Source organism: Anaerolineales bacterium (genome assembly GCA_015075725.1).
Taxonomy (GTDB): Bacteria; Chloroflexota; Anaerolineae; order Anaerolineales; family Villigracilaceae; genus Villigracilis.
Genome location: JABTTV010000001.1, coordinates 1,569,559 through 1,589,196, shown reverse-complemented (window position 1 = coordinate 1,589,196; position 19,638 = coordinate 1,569,559). Strand labels below are relative to the sequence as shown.

At 53.0% G+C, this 19,638-nt stretch carries 22 protein-coding genes; 11 read left to right on the top strand and 11 right to left on the bottom strand.

Annotation, left to right across the window (positions count from 1 at the left end):
- The first annotated feature begins 77 nt into the window (after positions 1–77).
- Positions 78–521, top strand: coding sequence for a MerR family transcriptional regulator (locus tag HS100_07650; protein ID MBE7433776.1), 444 nt, complete (start codon positions 78–80; stop codon positions 519–521).
- A gap of 203 nt (positions 522–724) precedes the next feature.
- On the opposite strand, the gene HS100_07645 is transcribed toward HS100_07650, so the two are convergent.
- Both HS100_07645 and HS100_07640 read right to left on the bottom strand, forming a co-directional pair.
- Positions 725–1,375 carry a response regulator transcription factor gene (locus tag HS100_07645; GenBank protein ID MBE7433775.1) on the bottom strand — a complete coding sequence of 217 codons (651 nt, stop codon included), beginning with the start codon at positions 1,373–1,375 and terminating at the stop codon, positions 725–727.
- 4 nt (positions 1,376–1,379) lie between these two features.
- The gene (locus HS100_07640; GenBank protein ID MBE7433774.1) at positions 1,380–2,561 is read right to left on the bottom strand and encodes a sensor histidine kinase; all 1,182 of its coding nucleotides are present in this window, start codon (positions 2,559–2,561) and stop codon (positions 1,380–1,382) included.
- Between the two features lie 176 nt (positions 2,562–2,737).
- On the opposite strand from HS100_07640, the gene HS100_07635 reads away from it, so the two are divergent.
- From HS100_07635 to HS100_07610, 6 genes are all read left to right on the top strand, one after another.
- Positions 2,738–3,679: an alpha/beta fold hydrolase gene (locus HS100_07635; GenBank protein ID MBE7433773.1), complete on the top strand. Its 942-nt coding sequence runs from the start codon at positions 2,738–2,740 to the stop codon at positions 3,677–3,679.
- 102 nt (positions 3,680–3,781) lie between these two features.
- Complete coding sequence (locus HS100_07630) at positions 3,782–3,922, top strand: hypothetical protein (GenBank protein MBE7433772.1); 141 nt, start codon at positions 3,782–3,784, stop codon at positions 3,920–3,922.
- 82 nt (positions 3,923–4,004) lie between these two features.
- On the top strand, positions 4,005–4,322 hold the full coding sequence (locus tag HS100_07625; GenBank protein MBE7433771.1) for a helix-turn-helix transcriptional regulator: 318 nt from the start codon (positions 4,005–4,007) through the stop codon (positions 4,320–4,322).
- A 1-nt stretch (position 4,323) separates the two neighbouring features.
- Complete coding sequence (locus HS100_07620) at positions 4,324–4,869, top strand: hypothetical protein (GenBank protein MBE7433770.1); 546 nt, start codon at positions 4,324–4,326, stop codon at positions 4,867–4,869.
- A 164-nt stretch (positions 4,870–5,033) separates the two neighbouring features.
- A complete protein-coding gene (locus tag HS100_07615; protein ID MBE7433769.1) occupies positions 5,034–5,669 on the top strand; it encodes a TetR/AcrR family transcriptional regulator in 636 nt (211 codons plus the stop codon).
- Positions 5,670–5,693: 24 nt separating this feature from the next.
- Positions 5,694–6,206 (top strand): cupin domain-containing protein, encoded by a 513-nt coding sequence (locus HS100_07610; protein ID MBE7433768.1) that lies wholly within the window; start codon positions 5,694–5,696, stop codon positions 6,204–6,206.
- A gap of 118 nt (positions 6,207–6,324) precedes the next feature.
- Here HS100_07610 and HS100_07605 read toward each other — a convergent pair whose 3' ends face one another.
- Both HS100_07605 and HS100_07600 read right to left on the bottom strand, forming a co-directional pair.
- Positions 6,325–7,287 carry an aldo/keto reductase gene (locus HS100_07605; protein ID MBE7433767.1) on the bottom strand — a complete coding sequence of 321 codons (963 nt, stop codon included), beginning with the start codon at positions 7,285–7,287 and terminating at the stop codon, positions 6,325–6,327.
- A gap of 85 nt (positions 7,288–7,372) precedes the next feature.
- Entirely contained in the window at positions 7,373–8,014 is a 642-nt protein-coding gene (locus tag HS100_07600; GenBank protein ID MBE7433766.1) for an NAD(P)-binding domain-containing protein, read from the bottom strand.
- 105 nt (positions 8,015–8,119) lie between these two features.
- Between HS100_07600 and HS100_07595 the strand changes: the two genes are divergently transcribed.
- Positions 8,120–8,686: a TetR/AcrR family transcriptional regulator gene (locus HS100_07595; GenBank protein ID MBE7433765.1), complete on the top strand. Its 567-nt coding sequence runs from the start codon at positions 8,120–8,122 to the stop codon at positions 8,684–8,686.
- A gap of 174 nt (positions 8,687–8,860) precedes the next feature.
- Here HS100_07595 and HS100_07590 read toward each other — a convergent pair whose 3' ends face one another.
- Positions 8,861–11,104, bottom strand: coding sequence for a hypothetical protein (locus HS100_07590; GenBank protein MBE7433764.1), 2,244 nt, complete (start codon positions 11,102–11,104; stop codon positions 8,861–8,863).
- 1 nt (position 11,105) lies between these two features.
- On the bottom strand, positions 11,106–12,074 hold the full coding sequence (locus tag HS100_07585) for a glycosyltransferase family 2 protein (protein MBE7433763.1): 969 nt from the start codon (positions 12,072–12,074) through the stop codon (positions 11,106–11,108).
- A 51-nt stretch (positions 12,075–12,125) separates the two neighbouring features.
- On the opposite strand from HS100_07585, the gene HS100_07580 reads away from it, so the two are divergent.
- The 3 genes from HS100_07580 to HS100_07570 all read left to right on the top strand — a co-directional run bounded on the left by HS100_07580 (position 12,126) and on the right by HS100_07570 (position 16,712).
- A complete protein-coding gene (locus HS100_07580; GenBank protein MBE7433762.1) occupies positions 12,126–13,277 on the top strand; it encodes a response regulator in 1,152 nt (383 codons plus the stop codon).
- A gap of 21 nt (positions 13,278–13,298) precedes the next feature.
- On the top strand, positions 13,299–14,747 hold the full coding sequence (locus tag HS100_07575; protein ID MBE7433761.1) for a PAS domain-containing protein: 1,449 nt from the start codon (positions 13,299–13,301) through the stop codon (positions 14,745–14,747).
- Positions 14,748–14,873: 126 nt separating this feature from the next.
- Positions 14,874–16,712 (top strand): tetratricopeptide repeat protein, encoded by a 1,839-nt coding sequence (locus HS100_07570; protein MBE7433760.1) that lies wholly within the window; start codon positions 14,874–14,876, stop codon positions 16,710–16,712.
- Positions 16,713–16,926: 214 nt separating this feature from the next.
- Here the strand turns inward: HS100_07570 and HS100_07565 are convergent, their stop codons facing one another.
- The 5 genes from HS100_07565 to ssb all read right to left on the bottom strand — a co-directional run bounded on the left by HS100_07565 (position 16,927) and on the right by ssb (position 19,539).
- Entirely contained in the window at positions 16,927–17,343 is a 417-nt protein-coding gene (locus HS100_07565; GenBank protein ID MBE7433759.1) for a nucleoside 2-deoxyribosyltransferase, read from the bottom strand.
- Between the two features lie 73 nt (positions 17,344–17,416).
- Positions 17,417–18,028, bottom strand: a complete 612-nt coding sequence (locus tag HS100_07560) for a hypothetical protein (GenBank protein ID MBE7433758.1) — start codon at positions 18,026–18,028, stop codon at positions 17,417–17,419.
- 3 nt (positions 18,029–18,031) lie between these two features.
- Positions 18,032–18,721, bottom strand: a complete 690-nt coding sequence (locus HS100_07555) for a haloacid dehalogenase (GenBank protein ID MBE7433757.1) — start codon at positions 18,719–18,721, stop codon at positions 18,032–18,034.
- Positions 18,722–18,723: 2 nt separating this feature from the next.
- Positions 18,724–19,059 carry a DUF3467 domain-containing protein gene (locus tag HS100_07550; protein ID MBE7433756.1) on the bottom strand — a complete coding sequence of 112 codons (336 nt, stop codon included), beginning with the start codon at positions 19,057–19,059 and terminating at the stop codon, positions 18,724–18,726.
- Positions 19,060–19,110: 51 nt separating this feature from the next.
- A complete protein-coding gene (gene ssb / locus HS100_07545; GenBank protein MBE7433755.1) occupies positions 19,111–19,539 on the bottom strand; it encodes a single-stranded DNA-binding protein in 429 nt (142 codons plus the stop codon).
- Positions 19,540–19,638: the final 99 nt, after the last annotated feature.

Genomic DNA, 19,638 nt, shown 5'->3' with positions numbered 1-19,638 from the left:
ACACCCATTGTCTGATTTATGAACCAAGTGTAAAATTTCAAGTGCGCTTTAAGTCAAGAGGCAATTTGGAGGCTGATATGGACGAAATGAATATCGGCGAACTGGCTGAAAAGGTGGGCATCCGAACCTCGGCGATCAGGTTTTATGAAAGCGTGGGGCTTCTCCCCAAGCCGCCGCGTCAGAGCGGTTGGCGGCGTTACGACCCCTCCGTGCTGGAACGACTGGAAGTGATACATGCAGCGCGGGAGGTCGGTTTTTCCATTGAAGAAATTCGGACGTTGTTAAACGGTTTTCCAAAAGGCGATTCCCCGTCAAAACGCTGGCAGAAACTTGCCAGGAAAAAGTTACCCGACCTGGAGGCGATCATTCAGCGCACCATAGCGCTCAAATATTTGATCGAAGCAGGGATTGAATGTGATTGTGAAGATATAGCCTTGTGCATCAACAGCGAAGGAAAAGCCTGTCGCCCCGCCTCAAAGAATGGCGTCCCAGCCGCGCAAACCGACGATTGCGATTGCTAGCCTCATTGTCATCGAAGACGACTCGCAAGCCACGATGCACATCGGCAACTGGTCAGATTACGAAACCTTGATGCAAGAGAAATTCAGCAAAGACCTCGCTCCGCATCGAGTCAAATACCGAACGTTGAAACGGTAAGTCGGACTGCCAGTCCGACCTAGGCATCGAGTGAAATACCGAACGCTGAAAAGATAACAGAGATCTATCAGCCTGCATCGTCGTACAACGACGCCAAACCTTCACGCAGAGCATATAGCGCGGCTTGCGTGCGGCTGGCAAGATGCAGTTTATCGAGCACACGCGAGACGTGTGTATAAACGGTCGCCACACTTACAACGAGTGTTTCCGCGATCTCCTGGTTGCTCAAGCCGCGCGCGATGAGTTTCAACACCTCCACCTCACGATCAGTTAATGGATCGGGCGATACTTTCTGTTTGGATGTGTGCGAGATTTCAGTGAGCAGCTTTTGCGCGATGCTCGAATGCAACGTGGGTTCGCCCTTATGCACCTGCCGTATCGCATTGATCAATTCTTCGGGACTCGTATCTTTGATCAAATATCCCAATGCGCCTGCTTTGATGGCGGGGAAAACTTTGTCGTCGGTGGCGAAACTGGTCAGCACCAAGATTTGAATGGACGGATGACCCGCCTTGATCTGACGGATCGCCTCGATGCCATCCATGACGGGCATGACCAAATCCATCAGCACGATGTCGGGCTTGAATTTTTCCACCTCCGCAACAGCCTCCCTCCCGTTGGAGGCCTCGCCCACCACCTCGATGCCCGCTTCTGTGCTTAACAGTTGCCTGATTCCCCTGCGGACAATTTGGTGATCGTCGGCAATGTAAATTCGAATCACGTTACCCATAAGCTGCCTCCGCACGTACCTTCGTTCCATTCGCGGAGCTTTGGATCTGCAAATCTCCTCCAAACTGTTCGGCGCGTTCCTTCATTCCTTTCAATCCAAGTCCGCCGTGCGTTTCAGCGTGATCAAGATCAAATCCAATGCCGTTGTCGCTGATCTCCAGAACGATTTTGTCTGACTGCCTCGCCAACAAGACCGCGACTTCGGTGGCATGGGCATGTTTGAGCACATTGTTCAACGCTTCATTGGATATGCCATACAAACCCGCTTCGACCCCCACATGGAGCCTTCCCAAATCCTGCACGTCGATCTGGGTTTTGAGTCCGCTTCGGCTCTCCACAGATTCCAATCTGGCTCGCAGCGCCGATGCCAGTCCTTCATTTTCAAGTATCGGCGGGCGGAGTTCGAAGATCAACAGACGGGTTTCCCGCAAGGTCTGCTGTGCGCTCTCGCGGATCTCACGCAGTTGTTCCGTCGCTTTGTCTGTTCGCCCGAGGTGCAGTTCGCGCGCGGCGGCTTCAGCCTGGAGCGTCAGTCCGTAAAGAGTTTGGGCGACTGAGTCATGAAGTTCTCTTGCGAGTCGGTTGCGTTCCCTGGCAGTGGCAAGTTCATCCGCCTGCCCCGCATATACCTGCAACTGTTGGTGAGCCTGTTTTAGCTCGTCCAAAAGCGAATCGCTTTGTAAACGCGCTTTGTCGGCGCGCATCATCAAGGTCGAGAAAGAAGCGATCAGGAATAATCCAGCGAGGTATAGCAACGAAAATGACAATCCCTCAGGAATTCCGAATTGAATCCCTTGTCCAGCAACAATGGCGATGCCAAAGACGGCAAACCACATGAAGGCGGTCTTGCGGGGGAACAGGAACATGGCTTGCCCACCAAGCGGAAGGAAAAGAGCGGCAAAAAAATCCAATTCGAAATGGAGCAGCATGGCGCCAATGATAAGAATCGTTTGAACTCCAAGATAGATATGCGCCCTTAGCGACGCTCCTTTGACCGTGACGGACTGTAACCCAAGCAAGACGCCGTACGCCGCGAGCAATGCACTGAGAAGCCAGAGATGCGGATGCCGCTGTTCCATGAACTCAAGAATCCATCGCAGAGACACAGCGACCCAAATGGTGAAACTGACAACGAGAAGGGATGATGTGTAATTGGCAGGGCGGAGAATTTTCATTGGGCAAATTATAGGGGAGAGACCCGACCCAATCAATACAGAAAATTATTGATATCAAGCCTGTTGATGTGGAAGTTTTTATGTAGGTGCATTTCATCCTTTTTTTCGATGGCAGATGAGGCGATAACTGTCAAACTGGCATCATCGTTTCCAAATTTATCAGATTGGAGTTTCTCATGAAAAAAATTGGATGGTTGGTCGGAGTTCTTGTTTTTCTGGCAGTTGTGTTGGGACCTGTGCTAGTAACACAAGTGAAAGGAGGTTCCCCGCAGCGGACACTCTATGGTCCGAGTTTGTCCACCTTGGACTATACGGAGGTAACATTCAACAACGAATCCCAGGGTTTGACCCTTGCGGGCATGTTATTCGTACCCGAAGGAGAAGGTCCATTCCCTGCGGTGGCGATCATCCATGGCGCAGGGACGAGCGTACGCGAAAACACCTGGTACCTGAGTCTTGCAAGCTTCTTGCAAGAGAACGGCATGCTGGTCCTATTGCCAGATAAACGCGGCTCGGAAAAATCCGAGGGAAACTGGCGCACATCCAGTTATGAAGACCTTGCCACGGATACGGTGGCAGCGGTGGATTTTCTGAAGAGTCAGGATATGGCTGCTGTCTCGAAGGTCGGCATCATCGGGATGAGTCAGGGCGGGCAGATATCGCCTTATGTAGTTCACCTCTCGCCTGATATGGATTTCCTTGTGGATGTGGTCGGCACTTCACTTAACAACTATGATGTGCTTCACTACGAAGAAACCAATAACCTGCGCGAGATGGGATTTCTGCCAGGCGTATCTGACCTGATCGCATACCCATCAACCTGGGTGCTCAGAAACTTCACGCAAAAAGAGTTCTGGGATGTTGTCGGCAACTTCGATGCCCTGCCTTATTGGAAAGAACTGTCTGTGCCCGCGCTGGTGATGTATGGCAGTGATGATCCCAATGTTCCTGCAGAGGCGAGCAAGGCGCGGTTGGTATCTCTGAACAAGGACAATATCGAAGTAAAGATCTATGAAGGCTCCGAGCATGCCTTGCAGGATCCGCCTGGGAAAGGAAATGATCACTTCCGTATCGAGGCGCTAAACGATATAAAGGGTTTCATATTTTCAGTGAAGTAGGATGAAACAAGAAAACCGGCTTGACTCAAGATATCAAGCGGGTTTTCTTGTCTTGTGTTAATTCAAGCAATTTTACCTGAACGATTACATTCAGACTCGATGATGAAACATCTCATCCTCTTCGAAAGCGATTCCACGGTGAAGATATACATCGGCAACTGGTCTGATTACGAAACCTTCATGATGGAAAAATCCGGCAAGGATTTGACTCCGTATCGGGTCAAATACAGATCGTTAAAATGATAATCCCTTGTTGGGGCAGCTCAATGGGTCGCCTTATATTTCCCCTTGACACATAGTGTTACTAGGTGTAGCATTGCTAGGTATGAACAACGAAACGCTAAAAGGACACTTGGATTTTCTCCTGCTGGCAGTTCTCTCGAACGGCGCGTCACACGGGTATGCCGTGATCGAAGCCCTGCGACAGCGGAGTGGCGGTCACTTTGACCTGCCCGAAGGCACGATCTATCCCGCCCTGCACCGTCTCGAAGAACAGGACTTTCTTAAAAGCCATTGGGACGAATCCGCGCCGCGCCGACGAAAAGTCTATTCGCTGACCGTGAAGGGGCGGCAATCCTTGTCGAAGCGCCAGTCTGAGTGGATGGCGTTCTCGGAAGCGGTCAACGCTACGGCGGGGATGTAACATGAAGAACACCATTGCTTCTTATTTGAAAGTCCTCCAACGGGAGATGAAAAGGAACGGCACATTTCACGCAGACCATCTCGAGGAACTCGAAGGTCATCTGCTTGAAGCGGTGGAGACGAATCTCCGACGTGGGATGAATCTGGCTGAGGCAGAAGAGGAAGCGCTGCGTCGGTTTGGATCGGTCAATGTTGTTTTATCTTCATTTGAAAAAGAAAGGTTTACAGTCATGCAAAAAATTCTGCTTGGAATTGCAGCTATCGCGGGTTTGTTCTCTCTCTATGTGGATACCCGCCCAAACTGGGATGATACGGGCGTTCTTGCAATGGGAATTCTATTTGTCTGCGGCATGCTGGCATTGTTCGGGTTTCAACGCCCCTGGGTGTTGGCGCTCGCGGTCGGCGCATGGATTCCGCTTCATGGAATACTCATTAGCCATAATTATGGATCAATCATCGCGATCATCATCGCCTTCATCGGCGCGTATGCGGGTTGGGCCTTCCGCGCGGGAATTAACAAGATGCTTCACCCTTTATTAAAACAGTAGAAGATTCAGAGGTTCGGCAAGGATTTGACCCCGCATCCAAATAATGAACTTTGAAGGGATAATGTCCCGTGGGGCGACTCGGCGAGTCGCCCCTTTTTGTTTTCCCAACCCTTGACAATAAATAAAAAACTAATATAATTAGTTTTATCTAATGATATTAGTTTATGAAAACACAACGCAAACCCACCCCCTCCATTCGCCGCCAGCGCAACCGCGAAGCCATGATTAAAACCATCCTTGAAACGGCGCGTGAGATCATGCGCGAGGAGGGCGTGGCAGCCTTGACCATGCACGAACTGGCGCGCAGGCTTGAGATCCGCCCGCCCTCGCTTTACAACTACTACAACAGCAAAATGGAAATCTACGACGAATTGTTCCGCCTGGGATTCGAGCTGTTCAGCCGCGCCATGCAGGAAGCCGCCGATGCGGCGGAATCGACTTTCGATGACATGTGGCGAAGCATGGAAGCCTACATGAATTTCGCACTGCAAAACCCGGAACTTTTCAAATTGTGTTTTGAGCGCCACGTGCCTGGCTTTGTGCCGTCAGGGGAAAGCATGAAGGTGGTCAACAGGTTAATGGAAAGCGCCATATCGAGAATCAACTTGTGGGCGGGAAGAGGCGGGTTCAACCCCCAGATCCCCATGGACAAAGCCTTCGACCTGGTCAATGCCATGATGCACGGATTGGCTTCCATGCACCTTGCAAACGATCCGCATCTTCCCATGGGCGAAGGCAGATTTGGCAGACTTATCCCTGACGCGGTCAGGGTGTTTGAACAAGCCTGGAAAACGGCTTGAGTTTTATAAGTAAAGGAGAACAAGATGTTAAAAGTTGGTGATGTCCTTGATATGGGTCCATTTCAAATAAAGATGACGGTGAAGAAGTTCACCGCTGAGACCCTCGACGTGGAGATGGAGTTGGGACCGCGTTCCGGCGGGACGCCGATCCACATTCATCCTCATGCGCTCGAAACCTATGAGGTGCTCGAAGGTCGTTTCGACGCCTATGTGGATGGCGTCTGGAAAATCTATCAAGTTGGCGAAAGGGTCAATGTCCCGAAAGGCGTGCCGCATGCCTTCCGCAACAGCAGCGACGCGAAGACGCGCGTCTACAACACTCATCAGCCCGCCCTAAAAATGGCTCAATACTTCGAAGGGCTGCACAAGATCGCCCACAGCGGTGTGTCAAAGAACGGTGAGGTGACCTTCAAAGCCATGCTCTATCTGTCATTGTTAATGATGAGTTTCAAGGATGAGATCGTCCCGATCAACCCGCCCGCGCCCGTTGCGAATGTGCTGGGTTTCCTTGGCAAACTGGCAGGTTATAGAATTTAACCCCGCATCGGGTCATATACCGCACGTTGAAGAGATAATGTCCCGTAGGGGCGAGGTCATCTCGCCCCTTTTTGTTTCATCCCACCATCAAGGGCGACGGGACGTCGCCCCTACATTATTATTTCCTCCACGCCATCGTCGCCTGACTTAACATCTCTACTTCCTCCGCCGTCAACGAAAACGTCAACGCCTCGGCATTATCCGCTGCCTGCTTGCCATTCTTTGCCCCAGGGATCGGAAGCACAACGGGATTCTCGATCAGCCATCGCAGCGCCACTTGACTCGGCGTCTTCGAATGGCGTTCTCCAATCTCACGCAAGAGTTTAATCACAGGCTGCATTTCTTCCAATGCCTTGCGGCTGTATTGCGGGAGAATGCGCCTGAATAATCCACCTGCCCTGTTCTGTGCGGAATACTTTCCTGTAAGCCTGCCGCCTGCCAGCGGCGTTTGCGCAATCAGCGTGATCCCCAGCTCGCGGCAGGCATCCAAAACGCCATCCACTTCAGGTTTGCGATTCAGCAGCGAATACTCCACCTGATTCGACGCCAGCGGGATTCCGCGTTTGGCAAGCGCGGCATGCGCCTCCCGTAACTGCTCTGCCGAATAATTGCTCACGCCCACCGCCTTGACCTTCCCCGCCTCGACCACATTTGCCAGTTGATCCATCAATTTTGGGATGGATATGTTCGGCATGGGATAGTGATGCTGATATAACTCGATGGAATCCCGTCCCAAGCGCTTCAAACTCGCCTCAAGTTGTTTCGGCAGATCCTCCTCTTTCATCGAAAACCCGCCTGGGAATTTCGTCGCAATGATCGCATCTTTCCCGCGCCCCAACTCACCGAGCCGAAGTTCCGCCGCGCCGTTGCTATACATCGCCGCCGTGTCGAACAAATTCACATCCGCTTCGATGCTCAACTCAAATGCACGCTTCTCCTCTTCAAATCCGTGTGCGCCGCCGTAGGCTGTTTTTGCAGGGTGCAGACGAGCCAAACCTTTTGCATCACCCCACGTCATTGCACCTACACCCATGCGCGGCACACGTAGGGTGCTTTTTCCTAAATATGTTTCGTGTACCATGCTTCCCTTCCTTTTATACAGAACGTCCCGAAGGTTTCGAAGATCAAACCTGTTTTCCGCCAAAACCTTCGGGACGGTGCGTACATCACTTCATGATCTTCACATTGAACATTCCCGTCCCCAACGCGCCCCACATTCTCAGCCAGATGGGCAAATACATTTCCGTGCCGCGCGCAGTGGTAATGTCGCCCAGATCCAAAATGTGGATCCAGCCAAACTCCTTTAAGATCCCGATCGCCGTATCCTTCGCGCCCGCATCATTCCCGCTGACAAAGACATGATGCTCCCCGTCCGCCACGCTGCGTGGGTTAACCATGATCGCCGCCGTCACCGTGTTTAACGATTTCACCACTTTCAAATTCGGATATGTCCGTTGGATCTGCTCGCCAAGCGAATCCGTATTGCTCACCGATAACGAAGGCGGCATGCCTTTCGAAAAATCAAGCGGGTTGGAAATATCCACCAAAACCTTGCCATTGAGGTTCGACTCGCCCGCCAGCTTCAACGCCTCGAGCGATCCCGCGCCGTTTGTAGCATTGAACAGGATATCGCCGAACGCGGCGGATTCCGCAAACGTGCCGACCTTCACCGCTTCATTCTTCGACTTCAACTTGTCCCCGCTCTTCGACGGTTCCCTCGTCCCGATCATCGCCTCGTGACCCAACTCCACCAGCCGATTCGCGATCGCCAGCCCGACCATGCCAGTTCCAAAAACTCCGTATTTCATGTTTATCTCCTTGTGATTTTTCCAGAAATATGCTACGATACAGACCTGTATCGAACACGCCCCATCATACGATACAAACCTGTATCGTGTCAAGAGGAAAATGCCATGAAAAAAGAGACTGCTCCAAAAGATAAGGTCTTTCAAACCGCCGCGCGGATGTTCTACCAGCATGGCTACCGCGCCATCGGCGTGGACACCCTCGCCGCCGAATCGGGCATCGGCAAGATGACCCTCTACCGCCACTACCCCTCGAAGGATGACTTGATCACCGCATTTCTCAGAGACAGCAACGAGGTCTTTTGGAACGGCTTTGAGCAAATCACAAAAGACGCTGCCACGCCGCGCGAAAAACTGCTGGCATTCTTTGAGTCATTGCAGGAGTATGTAAATACCCCCGCCTGTTACGGTTGTCCGTTTCTCAACGTGGCGACCGAATATCCTGAGACTGACTACCCTGGTCATCAGGTGGCAATCGAGCATAAACAATCCGTCCGCGTGAAATTCCGTCAACTGGCAAAGGAAGCGGGCGCTAAAAAGCCTGACATCCTTGCCGACCAGCTTTTTCTCTTGATGGACGGCGCCTACATGGCATCGCGCATGTTCGGGGCGGAGAATCCCGCCGCGCATCTTGCCGAAGCCGCACGGGTTTTGATTGACGTGGCAATCGAATAGTTTTCTTTCCCATCCAGGCTAATCTTTCCCCGTTTTTTGTTTTGTTGAATTTCATGGAAGCAGAATCCGGCTCGAAAGCAAAGAGGGGAAATGTGCATCCTTTTGCTTTACCTCTCCCGGGAAACCCATGGAAGCATGATCAGGTTCTGCAGATTCGAACCCCTACATGTCAAATTAAAACATCATCATCTGCCCGACCGCCTTTTCCACCGGGTCGCTGGTGATCTGTTCATCGAATGTCTCGCGCGTGAGAATGGGGAGTTCGAGCAAGCCGCGCAGCGTGCGGTATTTTACCAGGCGGTGTTTTTTCAACCCCTCCTTCAATGACGGGTCTCGCTCCTGTTTATACGCCACAAGCGCCGCGCGACCGCCGGGAAAGACGATGACGGTTTGCCCGTCCGCCTTTTCCAACGCGCGGTGGACCAGGGCGGAAGCGAGGACATGGAACCTACGGACAGGCTTGCCTTTCTCGAGCCATGTCAATACCGGATGATCCCGCTTCGAACCGTAATCGAGGCGTTTACCGATCTCTTCAAGCAGATCGAAAACCTTTTCCATTTCGTCGCGGCGCGCAGAGGCGAAATCCTCCCTGCGGAGGGTCCAGCTCCCGCCGTCTTTTTCTGCATACGAATTCAGGACCGCATAGATCAACGCCTTGGATGGCGTCATCAGCCCCGGGAACTGATTGTTCAACTCCCCTTCCACTTCAAGATAGATCGCATTGGGGTTCTTCTGCAAATAGGTCACAACCGCAACTTCCACTTTATCTGAAAGCGACTCCTCATTCTTTGATGGTCGAGTAGGGATGGCGCTCTTCCGTCCCGTATCGAGACCAGAGACCAAGCCCCACATCCCTGTATCCACGCCTTCCCCCGTCGAGTAATGGAAGAACCCATCCCCTTCCTTCAAAGCTTCTTCCATCGCGTTGTGAGTTTTGCGCAATGCCGTATCGAACTCGTCTTCAGCCTGTTTCAACGCATTTGCCTGCGCCAGCGCGATCAATCCCGCCGTGTGCAGATGAAGATACCCCGCCGGTTCGCCGCGCGCGGATAAAAATTCGCGCATCGCTTTCCGTATGGTTTCGATCTCCATCGGCGCCGGCTGCAGTTTGCTCCCGCTCTTCCAAACGATCTGCACAGGGTCGAGCGCGGTACGCAATGCGACACTTTCCAGGACAAATCCCGCCGCCTGCGCCGCCGTCAACGCCGAGGTCATGAAAGGCGCTTCGGGTTCGGGCAGAACACCAAAGACCGGCACACCGTCTGCGAGTAGTTCGTTCAAATGGCTGAACATCGCGTACAACGCGGTCGCGTTCCATGCCCAATCGTACCTTCTGCGCCGCAATGCGATCTTGTACGGCTCGACCGCATCCCTGCCCCAAAGCCATCCCGCCCACAACGCCGAAAGAGTCCAGAACGCCTGGTTTGGTCTTGGGATGGAACCGATCACGGCCGCGATGGGAATCTCCCGTTTGACTTCATGCGCAAGGTCTTTGAGACGGCCGTCATAGATGCATATCCCGCCCGTTTCGGGAATTTTTTTCGGCCACGCCTCGAGCGGGACGGGTGAGCCTGAGCCTGCAAACAAACCGACTCCACGCTCGAGCATCATCCAAAGATTATCCTCGCGGTATTGATTCGGCGTGGATAACTGCTTCGGGCGCGGACGTTCCGCCGGGTGCGCCCAAAGCGAGTTGCCCGCATCGAAAGCCAGCAGCAGGAGCGCGGTCAATGCGCGTTTGCGGTTTGGAGAAAGATTCATGCCATCGAGCCGGTTCAGGATCGTGCCGATGACATACAATGGGCGCGGTTGATAATGCTCGATGGCTTCCTCGGCATAGAAACGGTCTTCATCCTTAAGTGAAACCACCCGCTCGAAAAGGCGCGTTCGGTGCAGTGTATCCGTCGAGGCAAGCCGTTTTGCACTTTCCCTGTCCTCCTCCGTTGCGGGTCTTTCCCCCGAGTCACCACATTGTTTGCATTCGTAAACTTTCGCATACGGCGCTTCGTCCCCTTTGCGCCAGAGAAAAGCCTGCGCCTGGGTCTTTTGTTCGCATTTTTCGCATTTGGTCAGGTATAACGATTGCAGGTGAAGTTCGAGTCTCTCGTCCCCCTTTTTGACCGCGCCCAGGTCTGCGAGCGCGGCAATGAATTCTGACTCTGGCGGCGGGTCGGCAAATATTTCAAGAAGAAAGCGCGTCACTGGGTTGTTGGCTGTCACCAGCACGCGGTATCCGCTGCGTGCGGCTTCGAGGGCAACTTTCGGGGCGAATCCGAACGGGTCGAGCAGCCAGGTTCCGGTTAAGTCAAGATGCGAAAGCCATCCCGAGATGACGCCATCCTCCAATGCGGGTAAAAATCGGGAGAGGGGTCCAACCTCCGCGGGTTTGAATCCGGGAATATAGGGTTTGAAGTCCATCTCACACCAAAGGTTTGCTCAAAGCCTTGCGCGGGGCGGCGTTGAGGTCGATCTCGACGGCGGAAAGCAAAATTTGAATTGCGAGGATGACCGAAAGGGTGGGCAGGATGACCGTGCCCGTGGGGGCAGGGATGTCAAGCCTTGCGTAATGGATCCATTTGGTAATGCCGAAGATCAAACCAAACAATAGAAGCGGGATGCCCGTCAGCAGGTAGATGGAGGTCATCGAGAAATCGAAAATGAAATATTTCAACACGATACGGCGAAGCAATGTGCGCGTGAGTTTAAACGGAAACTCGAAAAGGGCGCGCCGGATGGAAAGATTGGAGGTCTCGCCGCCGTACCGCGCAGGCATGGTCACATCCTGGACGCAGGCGCCAAGCAGATACAGCCGCGAGAGCATCGAGGTTTCGAAGAAATAACCCTTGTCGAGTTTGTCGAGAGGCAACTGCGCAAGGATTTCGGCGCGGATGGCGAAATAGCCGTTGGTCGGGTCGAAGATGGTCCAATAGCCGGTGGCGGCTTTGGTGAGAAAGCTCAACCCCAGGTTACCGATGCGGCGGATGAACGGCATTTTTTGCAAAGCGGCAAAATTGCGAAAGCGATTGCCCTTGGCGTAATCGGCTTCGCCGGAGATCAGAGGCGCGATCAGGGCGGGAATGTAGCCCGGGTCCATCTGTCCGTCGCCGTCCACTTTGATCACGATGTCGCTTTTCAATTCGAGCGCTTTCCTGAAACCCGTCGCCATCGCGCCGCCCACGCCCTGGTTTTTTGCGTGACGAATCAGCGTGATGCGTTTATCGCGTTTGGCGGCGGCGGTCACGAGGTCCGCGCTCGAGTCGGGCGAAGCGTCGTCCACCACGATGATGTGACGGATAAAGCCGGGAATCCCCCCGAGGACCGTTTGAATTTCCTTTTCAGTCCGATACGCAGGGATGACCACTGCGATCTTGTATCGCGCGAAATTCATGCTTAAGATTGTAATCGAAAAGGTGATAGAATTTCTTCAAGGAGAACTTCGATGGCAACCGGGGAACGTATTCTCATTGTCGAAAACGACCCAGATATCGCCGATCTGATCGGCAGACAGGCTCTCAAACCGCTCGGTTACCAGGTGAATGTGGTGGGAGACGCCGGTTCCGCGATCAAGCTCGCGGTTCAGACTCCTCCAGACCTGATCCTCGCCAATATCAACCTGCCCGGCCTGAGCGGAAAGGACCTGCTGGCGGCTCTTGGTTCTCAAAACGTCAAATCCCCCGTGATTGTCATCACCGAAAAGGGACAGGAACACGATGCCATCCAGGCATTCCGCCTCGGAGCAACGGACGTTCTGTTCTGGCCCTTGCGCGACGCGGAGGTGGTCTCCATCGTCGAGCGCGCCCTGAGTCAAACCCAGGAGGCGCGCGAGCGGCAAAAGCTCGACCGCCAATTGAAAGCAACCAACGAGGAACTGCACAAACGGCTGCGCGACATGACCACCATTCTCTCTGTCGCGAAAGCGGTCACCTCCATCACCGACCAGCGTTATCTTTTCGACCGGATTCTCGAAAGCGCCATGCAGCTGGGCGAGTCGGATATGTGCTGGTTGATGCTGCGAGAAGAAAAGGGGAATCAATATCTGATGCGCGCCCAGCGCGGTCTTCCCGAAGCCTGGTCGAAGAAAATGAACCAGCCGATGGACGATGGCATCAGTTCGCTGGTTGCGCTTTCGGGTGAAAGCCTGTTCATGAACGGCGGTCCGCTGCAGAAATTCAAAATCGCTTCGCTCGGAAAATCCGCCGGGGTCGTTCCCATCAAGATCAAAAACGAAGTCATCGGCTTATTGATCGTGGCGCGCAAAGCCGACCGTGAATTTACCCGCGATGCCCAGACCATGCTCGAAGCCATGGCGGATTACGCCTCCATCTCGCTCGTCAACGCGAGATTGTTCCGCGCACTCGAACAAACGGCGGAAGGCGCCCGCGCCGGGGAAAAAGCCCGCCAGAGTTCACTTGAAAACCTTCGGAAATCCATCCATACTGAAGTAGAGGCGGCGATCTATCCGCTCAATCTGGTGTTGACCGAGATGCCCGGCACTCTCAACGCCGAACAGAAGAGAGCGCTCGAAACCGTGAAATCCGCGCTGGAACGTTTGATGCGCTCATCCGAAAAAACGGTTCCCCCGGCCAGGTAAAAACCGTCTCTCATCGAAACAATGGCAAAACAGGACCTGATTCTGCTCGCAATGGATCCCTCGCCCTCGCTTGAACTATTGGTGAAGGCTCTGCGGGCATCGAATTTCGATCTTGTTCTCGCGCATGACCGCGGGGGATTGGACAAATTAACACAAAACAGCATTCCAGCATTGGCAGTGATCGGGGATTCGTTTGCCAGGCAGGATGGGTTTTCCATCGCCGCAGGCATGCTGGAACGTTTTCCCACCATGCCGATCGTCCTGTATTCAGAAGGAAATTCCCCCGACCTCGCCGTGAAGGTTTTGAAAGCGGGGATTACCGGATATATCCATCCGCCGTTGACGATAGAAGAGATCGTGGAGGAGATACGGCGCGCCCTGAAACGCGCACGAACCCTGGGAGATTGGGTGCGGCGTGAAGTGAAACGCACCACTGCCTCGCTGGAGCAAAAGGCGAGAATCTCCGAATCGGAGCGCGTCAAACTCGAAGCGATCATCTCCAACATCCAGGACGGCGTCCTTGTACTGGATGAACAGCATCACATCCTGATCGCAAACCAGACGATTTACGAAATGTTCAGCCTGGACGGAACGCCGATCGTCGGCAAATACGTCAAGGATGTCATCCCGAATGCCGACCTGAGCGCCCTGATCGACCGCGCGCGCGACGGCATTTTGAAATACCACGAGATCAATTTCGACGATGGGCGCGTGTTCAACGCCCAATACACCCCGCTGGCGCGCATCGGCAGCGCAGTGACCATGCAAGACATCTCCTATTTAAAAGAGATCGACCGCTTGAAGAACGAGTTCGTTCACACCGTCTCGCACGACCTGCGTTCGCCGTTGACCGCCATCCTGGGCTACATGGAATTGATCGAACGCGTTGGCTCGCTGAACGACTCCCAGCGCGATTTTCTCAACCGGCTACAGGCCAGTGTCCAACACATGACCAGCCTCGTCAACGAATTGCTCGATGTGGGCCGGCTCGAAGCCGGATTCGATACCCGGCGCGAAGTGGTCGATATCAGCAATCTGTTTGAGTATTCCCTGACCGTGTTCGACAGCCAGATCCGGAAGAAGAATCTGCGCCTGACCGTCGACCATGGCGATACGCCCAAATCCCTGCGCGCCAACCCGATTCGCATCAGACAGATGATCGACAACCTGATCGGCAATGCCATCAAATACACGCCGCCGGGAGGCGAGATCAGGGTGAGTATTTCCTCGCAGGAAAACCAGGTCATTTTGCAGGTTTCGGACAGCGGTCCGGGCATCCCGCCTGATGAACAAAACCGGGTGTTCGAAAAATTCTATCGCGCCTCGAACCGCCCCGGAAATGTAGAAGGATCGGGGCTGGGTCTCGCCATCGTAAAGTCAATTGTCGAAAGCCACCATGGGAGGGTGTGGGTGGAGTCCAAAGTGGGCGTCGGCTCTACCTTTATTGTGCTGCTCCCCGTGCATGAGTGAGGGATCTGTGTACATAGGCAAGCTGAAAATTGGCAGGGTGTTCGTTTTAAAATTAACGACATATCATTGACCCGTAACCTATCGATTTATAATAATGGAAAATAATCCTTCACAAGGAAATATAATTTGAAGCTTCGTCGTGTATTTTCCACTGCGGCACTCGTGACGCTTGTTTTAGGCTGCCTGTTTTCCCCTACCATCAAGGCGCAGGAGGCGTTGATGTTTGAGGGAATGATCGCTTATGTTGGCGCAGACGGAAATATCGTCCTTGCAACAGGAGACGGGGCGCGAGCCCAAATTACAATGGATGCCAATTTGGACGAATTCTCGCCTGATGCAGCAGCTTATCACTATTTGAACTTTTCACCTAACGGCGCATATCTTGCATATTATCGCTCCGGGGCGAGTGCACTGGGGTCAGGGATTTTCATATACGATGTTTCGGCGGGTTCCGTTATTGGGAGACTTCCTGAAGATATCAGGTCGCCGGTAGTGTGGCATAGGGACAGCGATTCTTTTTACATAAATGAAAGAGAAGATATCAATATCGGATCGGGAACCATAAATAACAGGATATATCGTCTGTATCTTTCCGGGGAAAAGGTCCAGTTAGGGGAATATTACGAGGATGACGCCGGTTATGTGATCAACTACAATCTCGACACGGTTTTTTACACACCAGAATCTAATACCCCGATGGGAACATTTTATAATTGGGCTCAAAATACAAATTATCAGATCGCGCTCAGTGACTTCTCTGTAGTTGGATATTGGTCTAAAGACGGGTCAACCTATGTCCACAAAGGGGATGATAGCGCATACACGATCATCGACCTGAAAACAGGCGGTGTAACGAAAACAATAGACGGACTGCCGCCTCTTGAACACGTATACCCGGATGGGAACACTTATAACCTGTCCGCCACCGCCACGGACTTCTCGCCAGATGCAACTCGTCTATTGTTGAATAATGATCTGAATTTATATGAACTTGACCTCAATACATCGATTTACCAAATCTTGTACACATCCATACATGACGACCCCGACTATCGGCTTTATGGGACTTGGTCGAGCAGCGGCAATCTAATCATGTTCGATGAGTTTTCTGTAAATAGCAGTTATTACGATGATGTTCTAGATGACCAGAGCATAAACGTATTAAGCAAGGGTGCTCCACCGATCCTTGCGGCAACCAATGCCGAATTTTTATTCTGGCTCTCTAAAGACTCAGAAAGGTTTTTGTACAACCAATATATCAGGGCAGGCGGATCGACGCTGGTTGACCTTATGGTATTCGATGCCACAAACCATGTCAATATAAAAATAGGAAGCCTGCCAACCATAAAGGACCCCGGTTACGATCCGTTCAGATTTAACTTCCTTGTTGCATGGACGGAAAACAATGTGGGATTAAGCAATATTGTTCCGTCAATGCCTTTCACTCCCATCACCGAAGAATCTTCTCTTGGTTTAAATGATCAGGAATTACTTCAAACTCCTGTTGCTGCGCTACCGACCTCAACCCCGTCTTCATCCCCATCACTGTTCACAGGGCTGGATGCGTCTTATTTGCTCGCCTGTCTTTTATGCCTGCTGGTCCTGATCGTCCTTGCTGTTCTTTTTGCCATTTTCATGGCGCGTTCCCGCAAGCGGAAAGATCAGACACAACAAGAACAAAGGGAAATCCGGAAGGACTATCACTCTCATTTCTCAAATGAGGGACAGGTTGGGCACGCCATTGGATTGGCGAAGGCAAAAAAATACCAAGAGGCCCTGGATATTCTACAAACCGTTGTGCAGACCGAGGCGGGTAATGCCAGTGCGTGGTTCAACCTTGGCAGAGTTTATGCCAGCATGGGGAATTTTGAGAATGCGAAGAGATGTTTTCTGCAAGCCGGAAGGCTCGGGCACTCCAAAGCTGACGAGGCGTTGGGTTGGTTGAGGAAACAGAAAAGCCAGTGATATCGTTCATACAATATCTATGGGCGGGATAATTTACGATCTGACTTATAATGTTGACGCCGGGCTATTCACCCGGCGTCAACTTTCGCCAAAGGAGGAGACTGGGATCTTTGTTGGAGGTGTCTGCAACCGTCTCCAGTTCGATATTAATGCACGATGCCCGATTTGAGCATCGTAATTTGTCACCGTTCCAGCATGATGAAGCGCATAAAAATCAGGACCTGCGCAGAAAATGCTCAGCACGACGGAGTGCCTCTTCGAAAGTGGAATAGACATCAACTCGAAGAGCGGGATCAGGGTTGCCTGTTATCATCCTGGAGACTTTACGCCCCTCCTGGTATAGACAAAGTGTCGGTTTCTTCAAAGTCAGGGCATATCCGATCTCATGGCCGACGCCATGCGAAGGCACGCTGACTTCCGCGATCAGTGCGTCACACTCGCGTATCCATTTCACATCGCGCTCATAGACATCAAGCGGAGTCAACACCCGCTCCCCTTCCAGGGCTTCCGACCGGGCAAGATGCGATGTTGGGATGATGTGTCCCTGCGCTTCGAGCGCGACGACGAATTGTCGGTAAAAGCCTTCGAGTTCTCGGCCGCCGGTGATGGAACAGGCAAAATAGATATTCATTAGATTTTGTGGAATCCGAAGTCTCCTGACTTCGGATAGTAAAGCCAACACCCGGAGGTGTTGGACCCCGCAATTACTTTTTCGGAAGCTTCGATAATATGGAAATATCGCGCCGGTGCTCCACGACAGGAGCCTCGCCCCCGTGGCGCATACTGTCCATCTCAGCCCCGAAACGCATCCAGTCTGAAACAAGGATGACGATATGAGGCGACTTATCCTTGAAGAAGAGCGGTGAGAGGAAAAGCCGCAGGGCAGATCGAGACATGGGAAGCGCGTTGACCTCGATGACGATCGCTGTCATTTTTGCGATCGGTTCAACGATATCCACAAGCGACTTCGGGATGCTTTTGGGCGGGAAGATCGAGCCCATTGTCGCAGTGGCTGTACGCCGGAAGCGTTTGTATGAAATATTCAAACGCAGGAAAGGCGTGACAAGCCGCAGATGATCGCTGAACGGCTGGACATACGCGCTTTTTCGAATCAACCACATGCCAAGGCCGATCATGGCGGTGACCACGCCCAACGCGGCGAACGTCATCCAACGCCATTGCTCGAAACCCCACGAGTAAATCGCCCATGCCAGCCCGAGCATTGCCAGACCGAGCGTAAAAACCGCCGTCCACCAGCGGCTCATCATATGCGTAAATACGACCAACGGGTAACGTCTTCCGCCTTTCCCTGCCATGACTTAATCGTCCTCGTCCATGATGGGTAAAGTCCCGTTTCCTTCGGGACCTTGAACCTGGCTGCCGCCCAACCGGTCGATCAGATTCCCGATGGCTTTTTCCAAATGTCCTCCGCGCAGGCTGAAGGTAATATCGCCGCGCGTCTTCTCGATGATGCCGCGCGCCAGGTCGGTCTGACGACGCAAGCCGTTGGTGATGGCGTCGGGGTAATCCATGGTGACAAGCACGGAATAAATTTCGTCCATCACGCCGAGCAGGCGTTCCGCTTCGGTGGAATATCCGTGCCGCAAAATGTCCAGTGTGCGGCGGCGCAGTTCGCCCACGACCTCCGCCAACCCGTTGAGAAAAGTAGCGGGTTCAACGACCAATTCCTCCGGAGTCGGAAGCGGTTGATTCTGGATCAAAGAACAAGTGACGTTGGCTTCCACGTATTCCTTCAACGCGTCCTGTGTGTATCCTGTGTGATAAAGGTCTGGATGGGCTGAGAGGGAACTGCGGAGCGTATCCGCAAGTTGACGCGCTTCGCGCAATTGCGCATGCATGTTCGCCGTATCATCACGGTGGACTGCGCGGATGGCGAGCGAACAGGCGCGCGTGAGTTGACGCGCATGGGCAAGCGCCTGCTCACGCGCGGCGGTGCGAGAGTCGAAACTTTTACGGATCTGGTCTGCGATGGATTCGAGCTTGTGCATGATTATTCTTTTGGAGGCTCGGGAGGCTGTTGGTACGGACGGAACAAGTTGTCGGCGAGGGTGGAATTGACGGGGACTTGAATCTCACCATAGGCAGCCTCATAACGCGCAATGTTCTCCGTAAGCGCTCTCAACAATAGTTTCGCGCTGAGCGGCGTCATGACCACCCGCGAACGGATTCGCGCGCGCGGCTCGCCGGGCAGGAGGTGGGCAAAATCAAACACGATATCGGACAGTGAGTGGGCGATGCGCGCCAGGTTGACGTATTGCGGTTCCAGGTTGGGGGGAATTTCGAGCACCGGACCGGCAGGTTTGGGAGGGGTTTGGGGAGTGGTCATGGCTTTTTATGGAGACCCCACAAGGCTTGAAAACCTTCAGGGTCTTTGAATTTAGAATGGAATCTCATCTTCGGGCGGGAGTTCAGCCATTTCCATGCCGCCGCTGGAGGGTATGGGTCCGGCTTCGCTTTCGGCGCGCGATGAGAGGAAACGCACAGTCTGGGCAGTGACTTCAAAGGAAGAACCCGCCGAGCCGTCCTGCTTCGTCCAAATGCGCGGACCGCCGGTATTTTTATCGGGTGTAAGGCGGCCTTCGATCAGCACCTTGGCGCCTTTCTTTAAATATTGATTGCAGGCTTCGGCGGTCTTCCCCCAGGCTGAGATGCGAAACCAAATGGTTTCCTTGACCTGCTCTCCGTTCCCGGCAGTGTACTGCCTGCTGGTGGCGACCGAAAACGAAGTGACTGCCTGACCGGTGGGGGTGTAACGCATCTCCGGGTCCTTGCCGACATTGCCTGCGATGATGATCGTGTGATACATGGGGAATTCTCCTTGAGGTAAAGGTACCCGCCGAAACACGGCGGGGAAAATGGAAACGAACATGTCCATTTTACACCCGTCAGACCTTGTAAGAAAGGA

Bases quoted from the DNA above. Each gene is read 5' to 3' on its own strand.
- HS100_07590 (MBE7433764.1), bottom strand. From the start codon at position 11,104: ATGGACTTCAAACCCTATATTCCCGGATTCAAACCCGCGGAGGTTGGA.
- HS100_07620 (MBE7433770.1), top strand. From the start codon at position 4,324: ATGAAGAACACCATTGCTTCTTATTTGAAAGTCCTCCAACGGGAGATG.
- HS100_07650 (MBE7433776.1), top strand. From the start codon at position 78: ATGGACGAAATGAATATCGGCGAACTGGCTGAAAAGGTGGGCATCCGA.
- HS100_07625 (MBE7433771.1), top strand. From the start codon at position 4,005: ATGAACAACGAAACGCTAAAAGGACACTTGGATTTTCTCCTGCTGGCA.
- HS100_07630 (MBE7433772.1), top strand. From the start codon at position 3,782: ATGAAACATCTCATCCTCTTCGAAAGCGATTCCACGGTGAAGATATAC.
- ssb (MBE7433755.1), bottom strand. From the start codon at position 19,539: ATGTATCACACGATCATCATCGCAGGCAATGTCGGCAAGGACCCGGAG.
- HS100_07605 (MBE7433767.1), bottom strand. From the start codon at position 7,287: ATGGTACACGAAACATATTTAGGAAAAAGCACCCTACGTGTGCCGCGC.
- HS100_07595 (MBE7433765.1), top strand. From the start codon at position 8,120: ATGAAAAAAGAGACTGCTCCAAAAGATAAGGTCTTTCAAACCGCCGCG.
- HS100_07635 (MBE7433773.1), top strand. From the start codon at position 2,738: ATGAAAAAAATTGGATGGTTGGTCGGAGTTCTTGTTTTTCTGGCAGTT.
- HS100_07550 (MBE7433756.1), bottom strand. From the start codon at position 19,059: ATGACCACTCCCCAAACCCCTCCCAAACCTGCCGGTCCGGTGCTCGAA.
- HS100_07560 (MBE7433758.1), bottom strand. From the start codon at position 18,028: ATGGCAGGGAAAGGCGGAAGACGTTACCCGTTGGTCGTATTTACGCAT.
- HS100_07610 (MBE7433768.1), top strand. From the start codon at position 5,694: ATGTTAAAAGTTGGTGATGTCCTTGATATGGGTCCATTTCAAATAAAG.
- HS100_07565 (MBE7433759.1), bottom strand. From the start codon at position 17,343: ATGAATATCTATTTTGCCTGTTCCATCACCGGCGGCCGAGAACTCGAA.
- HS100_07615 (MBE7433769.1), top strand. From the start codon at position 5,034: ATGAAAACACAACGCAAACCCACCCCCTCCATTCGCCGCCAGCGCAAC.
- HS100_07640 (MBE7433774.1), bottom strand. From the start codon at position 2,561: ATGAAAATTCTCCGCCCTGCCAATTACACATCATCCCTTCTCGTTGTC.
- HS100_07555 (MBE7433757.1), bottom strand. From the start codon at position 18,721: ATGCACAAGCTCGAATCCATCGCAGACCAGATCCGTAAAAGTTTCGAC.
- HS100_07600 (MBE7433766.1), bottom strand. From the start codon at position 8,014: ATGAAATACGGAGTTTTTGGAACTGGCATGGTCGGGCTGGCGATCGCG.
- HS100_07575 (MBE7433761.1), top strand. From the start codon at position 13,299: ATGGCAAAACAGGACCTGATTCTGCTCGCAATGGATCCCTCGCCCTCG.
- HS100_07585 (MBE7433763.1), bottom strand. From the start codon at position 12,074: ATGAATTTCGCGCGATACAAGATCGCAGTGGTCATCCCTGCGTATCGG.
- HS100_07580 (MBE7433762.1), top strand. From the start codon at position 12,126: ATGGCAACCGGGGAACGTATTCTCATTGTCGAAAACGACCCAGATATC.